The 18424-nt window shown below is 44.5% G+C and carries 15 protein-coding genes; 5 read left to right on the top strand and 10 right to left on the bottom strand.

The genetic code is table 11. The annotated features are described in order from the left end of the window. Positions 1 to 223: 223 nt before the first annotated feature. Both K9J17_00115 and K9J17_00110 read right to left on the bottom strand, forming a co-directional pair. Positions 224 to 3085 (bottom strand): insulinase family protein, encoded by a 2862-nt coding sequence (locus K9J17_00115; protein MCF8275108.1) that lies wholly within the window; start codon positions 3083 to 3085, stop codon positions 224 to 226. Positions 3086 to 3220: 135 nt separating this feature from the next. Next, a complete protein-coding gene (locus tag K9J17_00110; GenBank protein ID MCF8275107.1) occupies positions 3221 to 3838 on the bottom strand; it encodes a hypothetical protein in 618 nt (205 codons plus the stop codon). A 129-nt stretch (positions 3839 to 3967) separates the two neighbouring features. Between K9J17_00110 and ruvB the strand changes: the two genes are divergently transcribed. From ruvB to K9J17_00090, 4 genes are all read left to right on the top strand, one after another. Next, positions 3968 to 4993, top strand: coding sequence for a Holliday junction branch migration DNA helicase RuvB (gene ruvB / locus K9J17_00105; GenBank protein MCF8275106.1), 1026 nt, complete (start codon positions 3968 to 3970; stop codon positions 4991 to 4993). A gap of 67 nt (positions 4994 to 5060) precedes the next feature. Continuing rightward, the gene (locus K9J17_00100; protein ID MCF8275105.1) at positions 5061 to 5438 is read left to right on the top strand and encodes a GxxExxY protein; all 378 of its coding nucleotides are present in this window, start codon (positions 5061 to 5063) and stop codon (positions 5436 to 5438) included. Positions 5439 to 5507: 69 nt separating this feature from the next. After that, positions 5508 to 6422, top strand: coding sequence for a tRNA epoxyqueuosine(34) reductase QueG (gene queG, locus K9J17_00095; GenBank protein MCF8275104.1), 915 nt, complete (start codon positions 5508 to 5510; stop codon positions 6420 to 6422). Next, a complete protein-coding gene (locus K9J17_00090; GenBank protein MCF8275103.1) occupies positions 6419 to 7858 on the top strand; it encodes an outer membrane protein transport protein in 1440 nt (479 codons plus the stop codon). The genes queG and K9J17_00090 overlap by 4 nt, the downstream gene beginning before the upstream one ends. 8 nt (positions 7859 to 7866) lie before the next feature. Here the strand turns inward: K9J17_00090 and K9J17_00085 are convergent, their stop codons facing one another. The 8 genes from K9J17_00085 to K9J17_00050 form a co-directional block, all read right to left on the bottom strand. After that, positions 7867 to 8556, bottom strand: a complete 690-nt coding sequence (locus K9J17_00085; GenBank protein ID MCF8275102.1) for a T9SS type A sorting domain-containing protein — start codon at positions 8554 to 8556, stop codon at positions 7867 to 7869. 25 nt (positions 8557 to 8581) lie between these two features. Continuing rightward, positions 8582 to 9289: a DsbA family oxidoreductase gene (locus K9J17_00080; GenBank protein ID MCF8275101.1), complete on the bottom strand. Its 708-nt coding sequence runs from the start codon at positions 9287 to 9289 to the stop codon at positions 8582 to 8584. A gap of 216 nt (positions 9290 to 9505) precedes the next feature. Then, positions 9506 to 10615 carry an SGNH/GDSL hydrolase family protein gene (locus K9J17_00075; GenBank protein MCF8275100.1) on the bottom strand — a complete coding sequence of 370 codons (1110 nt, stop codon included), beginning with the start codon at positions 10613 to 10615 and terminating at the stop codon, positions 9506 to 9508. Positions 10616 to 10971: 356 nt separating this feature from the next. Continuing rightward, positions 10972 to 12543, bottom strand: coding sequence for an O-antigen ligase family protein (locus K9J17_00070; GenBank protein MCF8275099.1), 1572 nt, complete (start codon positions 12541 to 12543; stop codon positions 10972 to 10974). Between the two features lie 22 nt (positions 12544 to 12565). After that, positions 12566 to 14182: a S41 family peptidase gene (locus K9J17_00065; GenBank protein MCF8275098.1), complete on the bottom strand. Its 1617-nt coding sequence runs from the start codon at positions 14180 to 14182 to the stop codon at positions 12566 to 12568. Positions 14183 to 14238: 56 nt separating this feature from the next. Then, a complete protein-coding gene (rnpA, locus tag K9J17_00060) occupies positions 14239 to 14619 on the bottom strand; it encodes a ribonuclease P protein component (protein MCF8275097.1) in 381 nt (126 codons plus the stop codon). 76 nt (positions 14620 to 14695) lie between these two features. Next, positions 14696 to 15448, bottom strand: a complete 753-nt coding sequence (locus K9J17_00055) for a uroporphyrinogen-III synthase (protein MCF8275096.1) — start codon at positions 15446 to 15448, stop codon at positions 14696 to 14698. A 21-nt stretch (positions 15449 to 15469) separates the two neighbouring features. Further along, entirely contained in the window at positions 15470 to 16303 is an 834-nt protein-coding gene (locus K9J17_00050) for a DUF4271 domain-containing protein (protein ID MCF8275095.1), read from the bottom strand. A gap of 17 nt (positions 16304 to 16320) precedes the next feature. Here K9J17_00050 and K9J17_00045 point away from each other — a divergent pair, with 17 nt between their 5' ends. Continuing rightward, positions 16321 to 18417: a thioredoxin domain-containing protein gene (locus tag K9J17_00045; GenBank protein ID MCF8275094.1), complete on the top strand. Its 2097-nt coding sequence runs from the start codon at positions 16321 to 16323 to the stop codon at positions 18415 to 18417. Positions 18418 to 18424 lie beyond the last annotated feature (7 nt).

Raw genomic sequence — 18424 nt, 5'->3', positions numbered from 1 at the left:
TATGTAACTTTGGACGTGATTACTGCGGAGACGAATCAAGCAATGATTGTTACAATATTGCCTCAGGGTAGACGTATCAGGCATGAAAAGGGTGAAATCTAATTTATACCAGAGCAGAACCTAAGCAGTCAGGAAATCTGTCTGTTTTCTCGGCCCTGCGTAAACAAAGAAAGCCGCCCTGAGACACTTCGGAGCGGCTTTCTAAGATACAATCTAGTGGAACTTAATCCTTCGCTACATCTACGCTTAGGTTAACCACCTCTATTTCGTAAGGCAATTTGCTCAGCCCTTCGTAAATGGTCTTCTTATCGCCCACAACCACTATGGCCATTTTGCTTGGGTCGATGTATTTAGCAGCAAGTGCATCAACATCTTCCTTGCTTAGGTTTTTAAGGATCTCGTTCTGCTTATCGGTGTAGTTGGCATCCAGCCCAAAACGCAGGATGGTGTTCAAGAATCCGGTTTTCTGGTATCCTGCTTCATACTTCAATGCATCTTGCTGCCCAATGGAGCTTTTGAGGAATGTGAGTTCCTCTTCCGTTACTCCGTTCTCTGCAAAGTTTTTGAACTGATCAATGAACTCAGCCACGGCACTGTCTGTAGCCTCACGTTTAAACGCGCCACCGGCCGTAAAAGGGCCTTTGTGTTCGCTTCCGCTGAAGTATGTGTAAGAACCATAGGTCCAGCCTTTCTCTTCACGAAGTTTCTGTGTAAGACGGCTATTGAAATTGCCACCAAGGTTAAAGTTCATCAACTTGGCCTTGTAGTAATCTCCAGTTGCATCGTATGGCATGGATAGGTATCCCATTCGGATCTCTGATTGCGCAGCATCAGGCTTATCTACCAGATAGATCTTGGTAGCGCCTGCTTCCGGGGTGGCCGGTTCGGTAGGAAACACCACATCTTTCTTCTCCCACGCCTTGAGGAATGCCAGTTTGCCCAGTATGGCTTCTTTCTCAAGATCGCCCACGATCACCAGATTGGAAATATTAGGCGCAAAGTGCGAAGTGTAATAATCCTGCACATCGGTAAGCGTAACACCACCAAGGCTGTTTTCAGTTCCCATGGAAGAGATGGCCATAATGTGACCTTTGCCATACAAGACCTCTGAGAATTCATTTTCGGCCAAGGATGTAGGTTCGTTTACCTGATTGGCGATGGATTCCATTTGAGAGAATTTCTCGCGGTTAAAATCGTCTTCAGTGAATTTTGGCTTCATCATCACCTCTTCAAGCAATTTCAAGGTTGCATCCAGGTTTTTTGTCAATGAGCTCACGTTCACCACAATCTCTTCGTCTCCGGCATACACATCAATGGAACTACCTAGTTTTTCCAGTTCGCCCGATAGTTCTTCTGTTGTATAGCTTTCTGTTGTTCCGGCCATCATGGATCCGAAAAGACTGGCAATACCGGCTTTTGCTGGGTCTTCGTATCGGTGTCCTGCTTTCACACCAATTCTAAGGTAAACCTTAGGGATCTCATCGTTTTTGGCCCCGATCACTTTCAATCCGTTGTCGAAATCCTCTTTCCAATAATCAGGAACGTTGATCACAGGGCTTGGGCCAGATGCTGGCTTCACGCTTCGGTCAAATCCGTCCTCTTCTTTGCTTGGTTTGTGATATGCCAAACCTTCGTATTGGGCCATGTTGGCCTCCAAGGTGGTATCTCTCACATAAACGAAATTATCTGGCTTGGCAACCAGTTCTGGCTGTCCGTTCGGATAGACGCTCAGAATAACCGGATGCTGATCTTTGATGTAGGTGTTGTAAACGCGCATGATATCTTCAGCCGTTACATCCATATAGCGCTGTAGGTCGGTGCCCACATAGTTTGGATTGTTCATTACATACTGATAGCCGGCCAAGGTGGAGGCTTTTCCAGAAACGGTCTCCAAACGGCTTATCATTTGGCTTTCCATGCTCGATTTGAAGCGTTTCAGGTCATCCTCGTTCACGCCTCTTTCTTCAAACTCTTTCAATGTGGAGCGAATGCCCTCTTCCATTTCAGCCAAGGTTTTTCCAGGGTAAGGAAGAACAGATAGCTGAAATTGCCCTGCCAATTCTTGGCAAGGATGCTGCACAGAGGCCTGAATGGCCACTTGGCTTTTCTGGAAATTCTTGTAGAAAAGGGAGTTTTCGCTTCCACCAAGAATATCAGAAAGCACATCCAACGGAGCTTCATCAGCATGGTAGTTCGGCACGGTAGAATATGAGAATTGGATCAATGGGAAACGGATGTTGTCTCCGTAGGAAATGTATCTGTCTTCAGTTAGAACAACGCGCTCCTGTTTATCGGCCACTACTTCTGTTCCGCGAGGTATGGTTCCGTAGTATTTCTTAACCAACTCAAGTACTTCCGATGGATTGACGTCTCCGGCTACTGTAAGTGCAGCATTGTTCGGTCCGTACCATCTCATAAAGAAACGTTTGAGGTCATCCACATCAGCATTGTCCAGATCTTCCAAGTAGCCGATGGTTGGCCAGTTGTAAGGATGTGTTTGCGGATATTGCGCTTGCATTACCTTTTCGCCAACCAATCCGTACGGACGGTTATCGTAGCTCTGTCCACGCTCGTTCTTAACCGTGGCACGTTGCACTTCGAATTTTTCCTGTGTAACGGCATCCAAAAGGAATCCCATCCTGTCTGCCTCCAACCAAAGCGCTCTTTCCAACTGATTGCTTGGAAGGGTCTCGAAATAGTTGGTTCTGTCTTTATTGGTTGTTCCGTTCAAGGTTCCTCCCGATTCGGAAACCGTTTTGAAATGCTCTTCGTCAGCCACATTGTCCGATCCTTGGAACATCATATGCTCAAAGAAGTGGGCAAAGCCTGAGCGTCCTGGCTCTTCGCGGGCAGAACCTACGTGGTAGGTCACGTCCACATGAACGATAGGGTCAGAGTGATCTTCGTGAATAATTACCTGTAGACCATTGTCCAAAACATACTTTTCGTACGGAACAGATAGACCCGATTCGGACTTTTCGACCTTTTCCACAAGCTTAACGCCTTCTGGAAGTTTGGTCTGATTTGCAGGGCCGCAAGCTGAAAAAAGGAGTCCGGCAACTGCTACTAGATAAATACGCTTCATTCGTTTATGATTTTTTAAGGAGGTCAAATATAGAAAACCCAACAATGGGGATTTTTAAAGGCGTTGTAAATAGTGTTAAATAAGAACGGGCGGCCACATGGCCGCCCGTTACGAACGATTAATTTTTAGTCAATTTTATTTCATTCCTTTTCCAGGAAGCCATTTTGCAAACTCTTTTCCAGCTTTTGCATAAGACTCTTGAATTCGCATTCCGGTATCCCACGCAGCTCCGTTAAATGCATTACCTGGTGAACCGATAAGCTCCATTTCTCCAAGAGCTGTTTCAGAACCGGTTTCGACCAAAGAAATTTTTAGGTTGATGTCAGAAGGAATGGTCATCACCATAGGAACGCTGAAACCTGGTTCTGTCATGGTTGTGTGAACAATTAGCGTGTATTTAGCATCAGAACGTCCAGTACCAATGGTCAATCCTAACTTGCTCATTCCTTTATTGAACAATTGCTCAAATTTTCCTTGAAAGCGTCCTTCGCGGTCAGCAACCCAGGCCTTTGCCCAACTATCTCCACGTCCAGCCTCTTTCTCGTTGTATTCAGCAACTTTCTTGGCAACGTAGTCTGTTTCTTTCATTTCACGTTTTCCAGTTCCAACATTCATGTCGTCATACACGTAAACAACATTCACGTTTTTCTCTCCAGAAAGAGCTTTGAAAGAACCTTTCTTCAACGACAATTTCTGAGCAGAAGCGCCAACTGCAAAGCAAATTGCAAGTGACAGGGATAAAATCGATTTCATTTTCATTTTTTTAAATTTTGGTTATGTGGCTATTGCGACAAATATAGCACCAACACTCGTTGCTGAAACTATGTAAATCTTCGTATTCTTTCCTAAGCTTGTCAAGGCTTCAATCTCTACATTTGGAACATGAATCAGAATCTCGACCCAAGCCAAGAAGGACAATTACCCGTTGACCGTGAGACGGAAAGAGCACTCCGTCCTGTGGGCTTCAGTGAATTCAGCGGACAGGATAAGGTGGTAGAGAACCTGAAGATCTTTGTGAAGGCAGCTAAGCAACGCGATGAGGCGTTGGATCACGTGCTTCTTCACGGGCCTCCGGGATTGGGAAAGACCACTTTGGCCAACATCATTGCCAATGATCTTGGAGTAAGTTTGAAATTGACATCAGGACCTGTGCTTGATAAACCAGGCGATCTGGCCGGACTGCTCACCAGCCTTGAGCCCAACGATGTCCTGTTCATTGATGAGATACACCGATTGAGTCCTGTGGTGGAAGAATATCTCTACTCCGCTATGGAAGATTACCGCATTGATATCATGATTGAAACGGGGCCGAATGCACGCTCGGTGCAGATCAATCTTAACCCTTTTACCTTGGTGGGCGCTACCACCCGTTCCGGATTGTTGACATCTCCACTCCGCGCCCGTTTTGGAATTACAGCTCGGTTGGAATATTATGATGCCAATGTGCTGGCCGGAATTGTGAAGCGCTCTGCTGGCATTCTGGATGTTCCAATTCAGGAAAATGCAGCTTACGAGATTGCACGTAGAAGCCGAGGTACACCACGGATTACCAATGCGCTTTTGAGGCGTGTGCGCGATTTTGCGCAGATCAAAGGCAATGGAACAATCGATAAGGACATTACGCAGTTTGCGCTAGACGCTTTGAATGTAGACAAGCACGGATTGGATGAAATGGATAACCGCATTCTACGAACCATCATCGAAAAGTTCAAAGGTGGACCTGTTGGATTGACTACGATTGCCACAGCAGTTGGTGAAGAAGCAGGAACCATTGAGGAGGTATACGAACCATTCCTCATTATGGAAGGCTATCTCAGCCGAACACCAAGAGGAAGGCAGGCAACAGAACGAGCGTATGAGCATTTGGGCAAAGTAAATCCTGGAAAATCAGGAACATTATTCGAATGAGTTTCTCGCCAAGCTCGAAGATCAGCTCTCGCAAAGGCGCAAAGACGCGAAGGATTATTTTTGAAGGATGACGGAGAATGAAATTGCTCGAATTGTGGTCGATTGTTCCTATACGATCCATCGGGGCATGGGGCCTGGTCTTTTTGAATCCGTTTATGAGGAGGTTTTGGCATATGAGCTGGTAAACCAAGGTCTAGAGGTGGAACGTCAGAAAACGATTGATATTGAATGGGATGGCATCAAACTCGGAGCGGGGTTTAAAGCTGATATTGTTGTCAATGGTAAAGTGATCCTTGAGTTGAAATCGGTTGATAAGATCCAACCAGTCCATCAGAAGCAACTTCAAACCTACTTGAAGCTAACAGGATTGAAATTGGGCTTGCTCATCAATTTTAACGAGCGACTCATAAAAGACGGAATTCAGCGAATCGTCAATGGTCTTTAGCGGCATCTTTATTATTCTAAGAATCCGACCCTTTGCGTCTTTGCGTCTTTGCATGAATTTTTCGCGTGCATGAGACCTGAAGTGCTCATAAAACAAGAAGCCCAACGATTGGGCTTTCTGCAATGCGGCATCTCCAAAGCTGGTTTTTTGGAGGAAGAGGCTCCTCGTTTGGAAAAGTGGCTCAATGCCAAGATGCATGGCGAAATGGGCTATATGGCCAATCATTTCGATAAGCGCTTGGACCCCACCAAATTGGTGGATGGTGCCAAGAGCATAATCACCGTTCTGCTCAATTATTTTCCGGAACAAACTCAGAAAGACCCAACTGCTCCGAAGATATCGAAGTATGCCTATGGCGCAGATTATCATCATGTGATCAAAGGCAAACTCAAGGAGTTGGTTGAATTTATCAATCAAGCGATTGGTGAAGTAGACGGCCGGGCGTTTGTGGATAGCGCGCCTGTGATGGACAAAGCCTGGGCAGCAAAATCTGGTCTCGGTTGGATTGGCAAGAATACCAATCTCATTCACCCGAAAAATGGTTCGTTCTTCTTCATTGGAGAGTTGATTCTTGATATAGAATTAGAACCAGATCAGCCCATCCGCGACCATTGCGGCACCTGCACCGCCTGCATCGATGCCTGTCCGACCGAAGCCATCGTGGCGCCTTATGTGGTTGATGGCTCCAAGTGTATTTCCTATTTCACCATAGAATTAAAGGAAGCCATTCCAAACGCGATGAAAGGCCAGTTTGACGATTGGGCCTTCGGCTGCGATGTATGTCAGGATGTTTGTCCGTGGAACCGTTTCTCGAAACCACATTCAGAACCTCAGTTCAATCCGCATCCTGATATGTTAGACATGACAAAACGCGATTGGGAAGAACTGACCGAAGATGTGTTTAAAAAGGTATTCCAGAAATCGGCTATAAAACGAACCAAGTTTGAAGGGCTGAAACGGAATATCGAATTTCTAAAACCATGAAAAACGTTTTTACCATCCTTGTTTTGTTTTTTGGTGCTAGTACAATCACAGCTCAGAATCAATATTGGGCGCAGCAATATGGAGCGCAATCTGCCTTGCTTGGAGGTGCTGTAGTTGCCGGTGCATCAGACAATAGTGCGTTGTATTATAATCCTGCATTGCTAGCACGAATTGAGAACGGACACCTTTCTGTGAGCGCCAATGCTTACGGTTTCGAATTCGCGAAGCTGAAGAATGGAGCTGGAACGGGACAAGACCTTACTTCCTTTCAAACCTTGATCTATCCGCAGATTATTTCTGGCATGATCAATTTGAAAAAGGCACCGAAATTCAAGTTAGGCTACGGAATTCTGACGCGTTTCAGCAATCGGATGAAGATCAGCCTGCTTACCGAACAACAGATTGAGATTACCGACCTGGGAGATGGTACTGAGTATTACAAGACCAATTTCGTATATGAGCTTTCCAATATTGAGCAATGGGGTGCGCTGAGTTTGGGCTACAAGATCAACGACAAATTTGCTGTCGGGATCAGCCAGTTCATATCCTATTTGAACAACGATTCGCGTTTGTCCATAGACCGAAGTGTGGATGTGGCGGCAGATTCTGCCAGCTTCACCGCCCAGCGCGTTTTGGAGAACAACAGCGTTATCAATCACATTGGACTGTTGTATAAACTCGGATTTTCCTATCAGAACAACGGTCACAAGTTGGGTCTCACGGTAACATCAACCAGTATCCGCCTGTGGGGAAGAGCCAACGCCAGCGCATCTGACCTAGCTTACAACATGAACCGCATGCCAGGTGGCTCGGTCATCAACAATTCATCTGTAATTGTTGAAGGGCAGAATCGAAAATTAGACGCCTATTATCGCTTGCCGTGGTCATTTGCCTTGGGCTATGAGTATCAATTCAAATCGGGAACGCGATTGATGTTTACCTCCGAGTTGTTCCTGCCCATTAAACAGTACACGGTTTTTGTCGACACCAAGGAGGTTGCCGTTCGCCCGTCCCAAGCCTTCGGTGGGGCAACGGTGGATAGCGTGCTTTTAAAGACCAATCAACTTAGAATGGTGGTCAATGCGGCCATCGGTCTAGAGCAACCCATCAACGAAAAGTTCAACTTTCTAGCTTCATTTAGAACAGATTTTAATTCAACTGATTTCGATTCGCAGAGAAATGTTGCCGCATCCATCAACACAACTTTTTGGAATTCATATCATTTTTCTACCGGCATAACCTGGAAACGGACCAACAGCAAAATGGCACTTGGCTTTAACTACACGCTTGGCGAATCAGCAGTGCAAAATCAGCCTATCAGTTTTTCTGCACCAATCAGTGCACAATCGTTAGTTGGCACAACACAAAGGAATTTTAGCCCAGTGGTTCACGGATTGAGTGTCATTGTGGGCTATACGTATTACTTGCCGAAGTAGCCTGAACCCTACATTTTCATCATCTTCTGGACTTCAATCACATCACCGTTTCCATTGTAAACGTGGATGTAATACATGCCAGTTTTTAAGAACGACACGTTGATGGCTTGTTGCCTGCAAGCGGAGCTATGCAATATCCTTTTGCCCATAGAGTCGAATATGACCACTGAATGGTTTCCATCAATATTTCTGATGGTAAACCAATCGGTGACCAAAGAAGGTACGATCTGTATTTCTTTTCCTGTTTGAAGGGAAAGGATAGAAGTAATTAGTTCATTTTCTTCTCCAACATAATCGCCTAGAACACTCCAATTACCGATGAACGAACCTGGCAACACTTCTGTCTCTTCCCAAAAGAGCGTATCCGTAACTGAGCACGTGATTCCAATAATTGGATTTGTGATGAACAAAGTCACTCGCATAGAGTCGGTTATTGGAACAGAATGATTGAATAAACTGAAAGACTGATCTGCCCATTGTCCAGATGTTGTGGCTTGATGAACTACTGTTTCTTGAAAAGTTGTTACTTCCCATTCGCAAATATTGGCGTAACCAGAATCCATGTTAAAGAATCCTGCATGGTATAGCTGAATTTGATTTGTGTCTGAAGATGATATCTGTATACCAACCGAAGAGCATTGTCCAAAACTTAATGCCTGTACCAAGAGCAAAACTAGAATGGTAGCAATCGTTTTCATGAGAGAGTGATTTTAGCTCTGATGATTAGTCGCAGACCTTATCGGGTGTGCAATTTTGCCCTTCGCTCACTTGCAATTCCACTTGTGGATTGGCCTGTCTCCATTCAGAAAACGATTTCTCCAGCGTTTCTAAAAATGCTTTGGAATCTTGAGCGCCCGAAACAGCATACTTTCCATCGAAAACGAAAAACGGCACGCCACGAACGCCCAATTGCTGCGACTCTTGAATGTCTGCCTTCACAGCTTCAGCATACTTTTCACTTCCCAAAACCGATTTTGTTTCTGCGCCATCTAAGCCAATTTCTGTTGCCAGACTGACAAGCGTTTCGTTGTCGTCAATGTTCTTTCCTTCGCTGAAATAAGCCTTGAACAAGCGCGTCTTCATTTCTTGCTGCAGGCCATTTGCTTTGGCAAAATGAATGAGGCGATGTGCGTTGAACGAATTGGCGACAACCGCCTGGTCGAAGTTGAGTTGTAGCCCTGCGCTCGCGCCCATTTGTGCCGCATGATTACCCATTCCTTTGGCCTGCTCCACAGAAATCCCCTTGCTTTGCGACAGGTGCTCGTAAAGCGTTTGGTCAAGATCGGTTTTTAAGGTCGGGTTGAGTTGAAAGCTCTTCCATACGAACTCAATATTTTCCTTGTCTGCAAACTGTGCTAAGGCCTCGTCAAAGTGCGTTTTGCCGATATAGCAGAACGGACAGACCACATCACTCCAAACTTCAACTTTCATTTTAGTGTCTTGATTTTTGGTTTCGCCTTCCTGTGCAATGACATTTGAAACAAGCACAAAACTCATTCCCAACGTTACCAATGAAATAAGCCAAGGAAACCGCATTTTATTCTCTAAACCTTAAACAACGCACGAAGATAAAGTGTTCGCCATCTTTTTGATTACTGTCTAATGGGCGCTCGAAACGGAAGATCCGGGTACTCGAAATAGACCTTATCAAGGAATAGCGATGTATTCGGCACTTATTTTTTTCTGTAGCAGTTCTCCAACAATGGCGTTACCAATCGGGTTCCAATGGCCATCCAATGTGTAGAAAAGCATTTCATTCAGCTCTTTTATCGAATCTCTTGCGTGTTTAAGATCTGTTGTTGCATCGTAGAGTAGTAAACCCTCATGAGAACAGACCTGATCCAATTTGGCACGAGGGGTTGACACGGAAAAAGTGGTGTCAGCAAGTGCATAGGTGGCTTGCATGTTTTCCCAAACAACTGGATAAAGTTCCTCTCGTGGGTTGACGTAGAACACGAGAAGTTCAGAACCGATGCTATCTGTAAGCTGTTTCATTTTTGCTAACAGATGGCGAGTCGTTTCCCAAGCATTCTGCACTTCCGAATTGCCGACCTTTCTATAGACCGAATACTCGCTTGGTATGTTTTTCGTTTGAATGGCATTTTTCAGCGGATTGGGAAATTGAGATTTTGTCAAGTGATACTTCAACTTGGAAGCAACGATTTGTCCACGCTTGAAAATTTCGAGTTCTTTCAACAAACTCTGCCCATTTTCATTGCTCAGGTCGGGTTTTGGCACAGTTACATTTTGAAGGGTTAACGTGTCATTCTTCAAGTTGAAGAATGGCTTATACCCGCGGTAGTACCAACCTTGGCTATTGAACCAAATATCATTCTGGTAGAACATCAGAACGACAAGGTCAGGAGCGTAATTGATTCCTTGTTGTTCAAGCCATAGTAGTTCCTGGTCTGTTGAATAGCCTCCAGTGCCAGCATTGATCACCTCAATTATCCTATCAGGATATTCCTTGCTCAACCTGTTCTTAAGTTGTTGAGAAAATAGCTCATTGAATTCAACCATGTAGCCTTCGGCAAATGAATCCCCAAGAATCAGTATTCGATATTCGTCACGCTTCTTTTCGATGGAATATTCTGGCCCACGTATTCCTTGAGAATTGATCTGTTCTTCAACGGAGTATTCTGCACCTATATGCACTCCAAGGAAGTTTGGAATCTTACTCCATCCTAAGGCCGAATCGTATTGGCAGAACAATTTGTTGTGATTCGTTCCTGCGGTCAATGGGTGAAGGCTTCTCAATCCAATTTCTACCATTGAAATGCACAGGAAGGAAACTATCAATCCTAGAAACAAAGCACTTAGATTCTTACGCACCGCTGCCTGATCACATTCACGCCAAATCTATAGAAAGAATGGCGTTTTGTTGAAACTCTAATTCAAACTCGCCAACTCCGCTTCCATTTCCCTTTTGGTAGTAGCTACTGGTTTTGGGTCTTGTATGAGCTTGTCTGAAACAATCATGTTGTGATTGGCGAAATGGACGTTTCCATCCATATTAGAATGGCAGCGGAACTAACGTGTTCAGAATTCTGGAACGAATAATCTAGTTCAACTAACCATATCAGGGCTGTTTTTGGACGCACCGTAATTTTCCGCTAATTCGTTTCCGCAAACTCTCGCCTCAGTATCAAGAATGAGTTGAAGAATGCGAAGAGCGTAACGCCAGACTGGCGGTCAAATGTGTTATCAGTTAGAAATGAAACGATTACTAGAATAAAGAATGCCACGTACAGATAATCGTGCCGATAAAGGTAAAGCGGGTAGATAAGCGCGAAGAGGAAAAACCCAAATCCAACAACACCAAGTGCTATGGCTATCGTAAGGAACTGGTTGTGCGAAATGCCTTGAAATTGTACTTCTAATCCGTGGTCGTCTATCGAGTAAGATTCTCTGTAAGCATTGATAACATCTCCTGTTCCTACTCCGAAAAGGACATGTTCTTTAAAAATGGACCAACCGACCTCGAGGTAAACCCATCGCTGCAATGTGGAAGAGTTATTTGCATTCTGATGCCATGAGTATTCTTCAAATGCCCAGAGTAGTTGGTCAACGCGTTCGGCTATGCCAATTCCATCGGCATATCTGCAGTTGGTATATCCCTGTTCAATCAGCGCAATGTCTTCGGAATTCAGTTGATGGATTCCAACGGAATCTTTCATCAATCCTTTAGATGTTAGGTAACGGATGGCGGTGAATTTGATGGGTTGGCCTTTTTTGTCGTTTCCTTCAAAATCAACGCTACTTCTCGTTGGCCATTCTTGCTTCAATTCTTCCAAGCAAACGAAATTCCAAACTCGATGGCCGTTTTCGCGATAAAGCACATCCTTTTGGTGCGCGTAGTAATTTCCATTAGCTGTTTTTACGGTCAGCGTTCTATAGTCGAATGGAATCTCTTGAAAGTGATTGTCCGAAACAAATTGGAAGTAAGCGCTGCATGCGATCATCAAAAGAAAGATGGTGCCCCAAATCCCCATTTTAAGTAATCGACCCGATTGTTTGCTGAGCAATCGTATGGATGAAAAGAGCAAGACGGCTGCGAAAGCGAAGTATGCGGTAAACGCTTCCAAGAGAATCATAAATCCGAGAATCCAGATCATGGAAGCCGCACAGATCATTTTCTCCGCAACAGACCATTCGCTCCATTTCGAAAAAAGGAAATACGCTAGGATAAAAAACGCTAGAGTGAGCATCAACCCAAACCTGATGTGCGAGATGAAAACAGAAAGATTCCGATGGTTCAGAACTTCGTTATCGCCCAATTGAAAATACCGCAACATTCCGAATAAAGAACCGATGATGCAGCCAACCACGAAAAGCAGTAGCAATTGATACTGGCGCTGTTTATCGGGAAGTTTGGTTGTGAATAGCAGTAGCGGCATGAGCAGAATCGGAAGCTTGATGCGCAGATCTTTAAGTCCCATCTGAAAATTCTCTGTCCACGCCATTCCAACTAGGTGGATAAGGAAAATGGAAATCAGTATGAGAGAAAGCGGATCGGAGAAGAATTGCTTAAGTCGTTTCTGAAATTGTCCTTCGAGCAACCAGTTTCCGGCAAGAACAAAAGTTCCTACGCTAACCAGAAAGACCGAAACAGGCAATCCGAACGCGATCATTGCCATGCCCCAGAACGCGATGTTCCGATGTTGCATGTCGGTTAGCCTGAGCATTAAGACTATTGATCAGTAGCCATTATTTAGAAGCGCTCACATCCGAAAGGATACGCTGATATTGTTCGGAGTCGTTCAGGATTTCTTTGGCCTTCATCACATCCACATCATCCTCAAGCATCGCTTCAATCCTTCCTTTCTGATGGTAGTAGCGAGACACGATCTCTCCGCGAAGCAGGTCTTTCACTTCCTCTTTAAATTCTTCCATATCCTTGGTCTTGTTGTGCTTCACTTTGGCTTCCAAGGCTGCATATTCTTCTTCAATACGTTTGAAATATTTCTCTTCTTCTGCCACTTCTTTCAGCTTATTCAGCACGATTTCGCTGTCAGTGGTGTAATCAAATTCCTTCGCTTCCAGCCAATCCTGAAATTCTTTCAAGAGCGCATCATCCACCACAAATTCACGAACCGGGGCAATTTCCTTGTGTGCAAAGCGATATTCGGTGGCAAAATCGAAATAGAGCATTTTTAGTCCAAGGCTGAAAGCGATCTCTGAAAGCTTTAATGGTTCAACTTCTATATCAGGGTTTATTCCTCCGCCATCGTATACCAAACGTCCTGCTTTTGTATGATAAAGTGTGATCAAGGAATCGGGCACTTTTCCCACACTTCCGTCTTCATTTCTATTCGAATAATCCAAAGCCTGAATACATCGTCCACTCGGAATGTAATATTTGGCCGTGGTCACTTTTAGCTGAGAATTGTAACTGAGTGGCCGAGTGGTTTGCACCAATCCTTTACCAAAAGTCCGTTGTCCGATGACCACACCGCGGTCTAGATCTTGGATAACTCCTGAAACGATTTCAGAAGCGGAAGCGGAACCGCTGTTTACCAGAACCGCCAAAGGCATGTCCTTATCAAGAGGAGTTTGAGTGGCCTTATAATCTTTGTTCCACTCTTTTACTTTCCCTTTCGTGCTTACGATCAATTCGCCTTTTGGCACAAACAGGTTGCTTAGCGCAACTGCTTCATTCAGCAATCCTCCAGGATTACCGCGAAGATCGAGCACCAATTTTTTCATGCCTCGACCTTGCAATTCCTGAATCGCATCACTTACTTCCTTTGTGCAGTTATCCGTAAAACTCGAAAGGTTCACGTAGCCGATATCTTCGGTAAGCATATTGGAATAAGGAACACTTTTGATCTTGATCTCTTCGCGGACCACGGTCACATCAAACGGTTTGTCTACACCAAATCGTTTGATTTTGACCTTTACTTCAGTTTGAGGTTGGCCCTTAAGAACCGAACTGATGTCTCCAGTTGATTTTCCTTCGGTCGTTTTTCCATTCACTTCCAATATCACATCTCCGGCCAAAAGGCCCGCTTTCATTGCTGGAAAATCCTCGTATGGTTCAGCAACCACTACTAAGCTGTCTTTTTTTCGGATCAAAGCCCCGATGCCACCATATTGGCCTGTGGTCATAAACCGATAATCTTCGATGTCTGTTTCGGGAATGTAGGTGGTGTAAGGATCGAGCGATTCCAACATACCGTCAATGCCTTTTTCCATCAGGTTTCCCGGTTGGGTCTCATCAACATAATAAAGGTTCAACTCTTTAAAGAGCGTAATGAAAATGTCGAGGTTCTTGCTGATCTCGAAGAAAGAATCAACGTAGCTGCTTGTAAGAAGCGATAACATCACCACAGGAATGATGATCAAAACTGCTCGGAATTTCTTAAGTACTGTTCGAATGTTCATTTCGATATCGATTTCAATTTGTCCAAAACCCGCTTCATCACCTTATTAAGGGCATCATATTCGGGTATTTCGTTGCCAATGTAAACAAATGCCAAGGCAAAATATTTTGCTTCGTCCTGCCATTTTTCAATTAAATCTGGTTTGTTCAATCTATATGTTTCCCGTATCAACCGTTTTATGTGGTTTCTGGATACGGCTTTTTTGAAGCGTTTCTTCGGAACTGATATCAGCAATTTGGCTGCCGTGTCGCTTGTTGCAAGCGGCAAGTACATCACGCGTATCGGGTATTCCTTGAACGATTTTCCTGTTTTGAACAACTCATCAATCACCAATTTCGAACAGAGTTTTTCCTTCTTCCCGAAAGTATATCTGCTCATGGTTGGTTGAAGTTAGAAAAGAAAAAGGGGCGATGAATTCAAAGCCCCTTTCACTTATAGATTTTTAACAAGCGGCTTATTTTTTCTTGTTCGCCTGTGTAATGTATTGATCTAAGGCCATGGTCATGGATGGTGCATTCGGCACTGGCGCGCCAATGTCCAATTTCAAGTGTCTTTCTTTCACGGCATGCATAGTGGTTGGCCCGAAGGCGGCAATTCGGGTCTTATTCTGCTTGAAATCAGGGAAATTTTCAAACAACGACTTGATTCCGGTCGGGCTATAGAACACGAGGACATCGTAATTCACTTCGGCAAGATCAGAAAGATCGCTGCATACTGTCTTGTATATCACGGCCTTGGTGTATTGTATGCCATGGTTGTCCAACGATTCTGGAATTGAAGGCTTCAGGTCGTCAATACAAGGCAAAAGGAAATTTTCCCCTTTATGCTTTTTCAACACCTCAATCAGTTCGTGAAATGTGTTTCCTCCGAAAAAGATCTTGCGCTTGCGGTAAACCACATATTTCTGAAGATAATAAGCAATGGCTTCCGAAACGCAGAAATACTTCATTCCCTCAGGCACGGTAACTCTAGTTTCTTCGCAGATGCGAAAGAAGTGATCAGCCGCATTCTTACTTGTCAGAATGATAGCAGAATGATCGAGGATGTTGATCTTTTGAGTTCGAAAATCTTTGGCTTCTACGCCTTCCACGTGGATAAAAGATCGGAAATCGATCTTCAGATTGTGTTTTTCAGCTAGGTCGAAATAGGGGTTTTTGTCTCCTTCAGGTTGCGGTTGCGAAACAAGGATACTTTTTACTTTTTCCATTGGTCGGAGGAAGGTTTTTCGCTACATGTTCTGTGCTAAACGAATCAGCACAAAAGCAGGCAGTATTTCGAGCGCGCAAAGGTAATAAAACAAATGAAGCGCTGATATTCCGACAGAACTCAAGGCAATTGAAAAACCACGCTGAAGACCTTTGATATAGAACAGAAGACCAATGCCCGAACCCACGTAAATGATCGCATTGAAAGGAATCTGTGGACTGTAAAATAGAAGCAGTGAAAGCGGAAGTAAAATCAAACCAGAAATTCCAAACAGAATACTGAGGTTGAAACGATGCAAACGCAGCTCGCTGTGCAGATCGAACAGTAATGCCAGAAACCAAAGAACAATTCGTTTGAGTAGAACAAAAACAACCAATGACCCGAACACCTTGAAGAAAACGCTACTCACGGACGGACTGCCACCAACCATTTTCAGTAAAACACCAGTAATGAAAACGGCTATGGAGATAGCGGAAATGACCTGTATGAGCAGCATGTTTCTGCTACGTTGTGCATTTTCAATCCGTGCATCCTGATTGGCCAAATTCATATCGAAACTTGCCTTCAAAACATCGGTGAAAACACCTTCTGAACTCCGCTGTAGATAAACAATGATGGCAGCGCAAATGAACAAGATGCCGAACATGAACGTGTTGCCTTGATCAACCTTGTTCTCATAAGCGTAATGGTGTTGATCTTGCAGAATATGACCTTCAAACAAGCTCACCACAGGCGGCTCAATTTCAACAGGCATGATTGAATCAAGCTCGGAAACGAATCCAACGGAATCGCTTACCAAGAATTGAACAGTATCAACAGCAGCCTCTTGCATAGTGCAAAGGTAGCGCTGATTCATTTCTACATTTACCGAACATGAAGACCGTTTTATCTGTTCCGTTCGTTTTCATCATTGCAATGTTTCAATCTTGCGGACAACAAAATTCACCTATGACAGACCATAAACACACCAACGCACTTATCAACGAAACGAGTCCGTACCTGCTTCAGCACGCGCACAATCCGGTCAATTGGTTGGCTTGGAATGATGAAAGCCTGGCCAAGGCAAAGGCAGAACAGAAACCGATTTTGGTGAGTATTGGCTACAGTGCTTGTCATTGGTGCCATGTAATGGAGCACGAGAGTTTTGAGGACAGCACCGTTGCCGCTTACATGAATGCGCATTTCATCTGTATCAAAGTCGATCGGGAAGAACGGCCAGACGTGGATCAGGTTTACATGAATGCCGTGCAATTGATGACCGGCCGCGGAGGTTGGCCGCTCAACTGTTTCGCCTTGCCCGATGGCAGGCCGCTTTACGGAGGAACCTATTTCCCCAAAGAGCAATGGATGGATGTGATGGGAAAAGTGGCTGGTATTTGGGAAAACGACCGCGAAAAGGCCCTGGAATATGCCACTAATCTCACCAGAGGAATCAAGGAAAGTGAGCTCATTCAAAGAAATACCGGTGCTGCGGAACTCACTTCAGAGGATGTAAAAGGCTACGTCCAAAAGTGGAAATTGGATTTCGATAACCGTGAAGGCGGTCCAAACCGCGCACCTAAATTTCCATTGCCGAATAACTACGAATTCCTGTTGCGATACGCATACTTAAATGAAGATCAAGAAGTCAAGAATCACGTTGACTTGACGCTGGAAAAAATGGCCTTCGGAGGCATTTACGACCAGATAGGAGGAGGTTTTGCGCGCTATTCTGTGGACGGACTTTGGAAAGTTCCTCACTTTGAGAAAATGCTGTACGATAACGCGCAGTTGGTTTCACTCTATTCAGAAGCTTATCAAGCCACTAAAAACCCACTTTACAAGGAAATTGTGGATGAAACCTTGGCATTCATCCAACGAGAAATGACTTCGGAAGAAGGCGCATTCTATTCTGCTTTGGATGCGGATAGTGAAGGCGAAGAAGGCAAGTTTTATGTGTGGAAAGAGGACGAATTGAAAGCCACTTTGAGAGATGATTTCGACTGGGTAAAAGCCTACTACAACATCAACTCAAAAGGTTTTTGGGAGCACGGAAATTACATTTTGCTTCGCGATAAGACGGATGAGGATTTTGCAAAGAAACAAGGTTGGTCGGTTGATGAACTGAAATCGAAAATCGTTAGTGTCAAAAGTCGATTGCTGGCTGAAAGAAGCAAACGTATTCGTCCAGGATTGGATGATAAACAACTCACTTCGTGGAACGCGCTGATGCTGAAAGGATATGCAGATGCGTATCGCGTTTTCGGAGAGAAACCACATTTGGACGCAGCTTTGAAAAGTGCCGATTTTATTCTAAAAACGCAGCGTAAAGAAGATGGCGGACTGTGGCACAACCACAAAGGAAAGCGCTCCACCATTAACGGGTTTTTGGAAGATTACTGTTTCACCATCGAAGCTTTGATTTCGCTTTATCAGGCAACGTTTGACCGAAAATGGTTGGATGAAGCGGATGCCTTGGTGAAGTACACGATCGAGCATTTCCACGATCCGGAATCTGGAATGTTCTTTTTTAATTCCAACAACGATGCGCAGCTCATTGCGCGCAAAATGGAGCTGACAGATAATGTCATTCCATCATCAAACTCCAGCATGGCGAAGGGACTTTTCTATCTCGGACATTACCTCGATAAGAAGGAATATTTAGACATCTCTGAGCAGATGCTGCACAACGTTAAACCAAGTATTTCGCAAGGCGCGAGTTGGTATTCCAATTGGTTGGAATTGATGCTGCATCACACAAATTCGTTCTACGAAGTGGCAATAGTTGGCCCAAAAGTGGAACAGAAACGCGCAGCATTGGAGCAATACTACAAGCCAAACAAATTGCTGGTAGGAGCCGAACGGGAGAACGGTCTTCCACTGCTCGAAAATCGATTGGTGGAAGGTGAAACACGCATTTATGTGTGTGTGGACAAGGCCTGCCAGATGCCGACAAGTGAAGTTGCTGAAGCGCTTAAGCAGATCGAGTAATTTTCCT

Source organism: Flavobacteriales bacterium, from assembly GCA_021739695.1.
In the GTDB taxonomy this organism is placed as follows: Bacteria; Bacteroidota; Bacteroidia; order UBA10329; family UBA10329; genus UBA10329.
Note: the sequence above shows the minus strand (reverse complement) of the source record. Positions and strands in the feature narration are given on the sequence as shown.

What these genes read in the sequence shown, in the direction of transcription:
- K9J17_00050 (MCF8275095.1), bottom strand. Translation starts at nt 16,303, where the DNA reads ATGAATCAGCGCTACCTTTGCACTATGCAAGAGGCTGCTGTTGATACT.
- K9J17_00100 (MCF8275105.1), top strand. Translation starts at nt 5,061, where the DNA reads ATGACGGAGAATGAAATTGCTCGAATTGTGGTCGATTGTTCCTATACG.
- rnpA (MCF8275097.1), bottom strand. Translation starts at nt 14,619, where the DNA reads ATGAGCAGATATACTTTCGGGAAGAAGGAAAAACTCTGTTCGAAATTG.
- K9J17_00080 (MCF8275101.1), bottom strand. Translation starts at nt 9,289, where the DNA reads ATGAAAGTTGAAGTTTGGAGTGATGTGGTCTGTCCGTTCTGCTATATC.
- queG (MCF8275104.1), top strand. Translation starts at nt 5,508, where the DNA reads ATGAGACCTGAAGTGCTCATAAAACAAGAAGCCCAACGATTGGGCTTT.
- K9J17_00045 (MCF8275094.1), top strand. Translation starts at nt 16,321, where the DNA reads ATGAAGACCGTTTTATCTGTTCCGTTCGTTTTCATCATTGCAATGTTT.
- K9J17_00085 (MCF8275102.1), bottom strand. Translation starts at nt 8,556, where the DNA reads ATGAAAACGATTGCTACCATTCTAGTTTTGCTCTTGGTACAGGCATTA.
- ruvB (MCF8275106.1), top strand. Translation starts at nt 3,968, where the DNA reads ATGAATCAGAATCTCGACCCAAGCCAAGAAGGACAATTACCCGTTGAC.
- K9J17_00115 (MCF8275108.1), bottom strand. Translation starts at nt 3,085, where the DNA reads ATGAAGCGTATTTATCTAGTAGCAGTTGCCGGACTCCTTTTTTCAGCT.
- K9J17_00055 (MCF8275096.1), bottom strand. Translation starts at nt 15,448, where the DNA reads ATGGAAAAAGTAAAAAGTATCCTTGTTTCGCAACCGCAACCTGAAGGA.
- K9J17_00110 (MCF8275107.1), bottom strand. Translation starts at nt 3,838, where the DNA reads ATGAAATCGATTTTATCCCTGTCACTTGCAATTTGCTTTGCAGTTGGC.
- K9J17_00065 (MCF8275098.1), bottom strand. Translation starts at nt 14,182, where the DNA reads ATGTTATCGCTTCTTACAAGCAGCTACGTTGATTCTTTCTTCGAGATC.
- K9J17_00070 (MCF8275099.1), bottom strand. Translation starts at nt 12,543, where the DNA reads ATGCTCAGGCTAACCGACATGCAACATCGGAACATCGCGTTCTGGGGC.
- K9J17_00090 (MCF8275103.1), top strand. Translation starts at nt 6,419, where the DNA reads ATGAAAAACGTTTTTACCATCCTTGTTTTGTTTTTTGGTGCTAGTACA.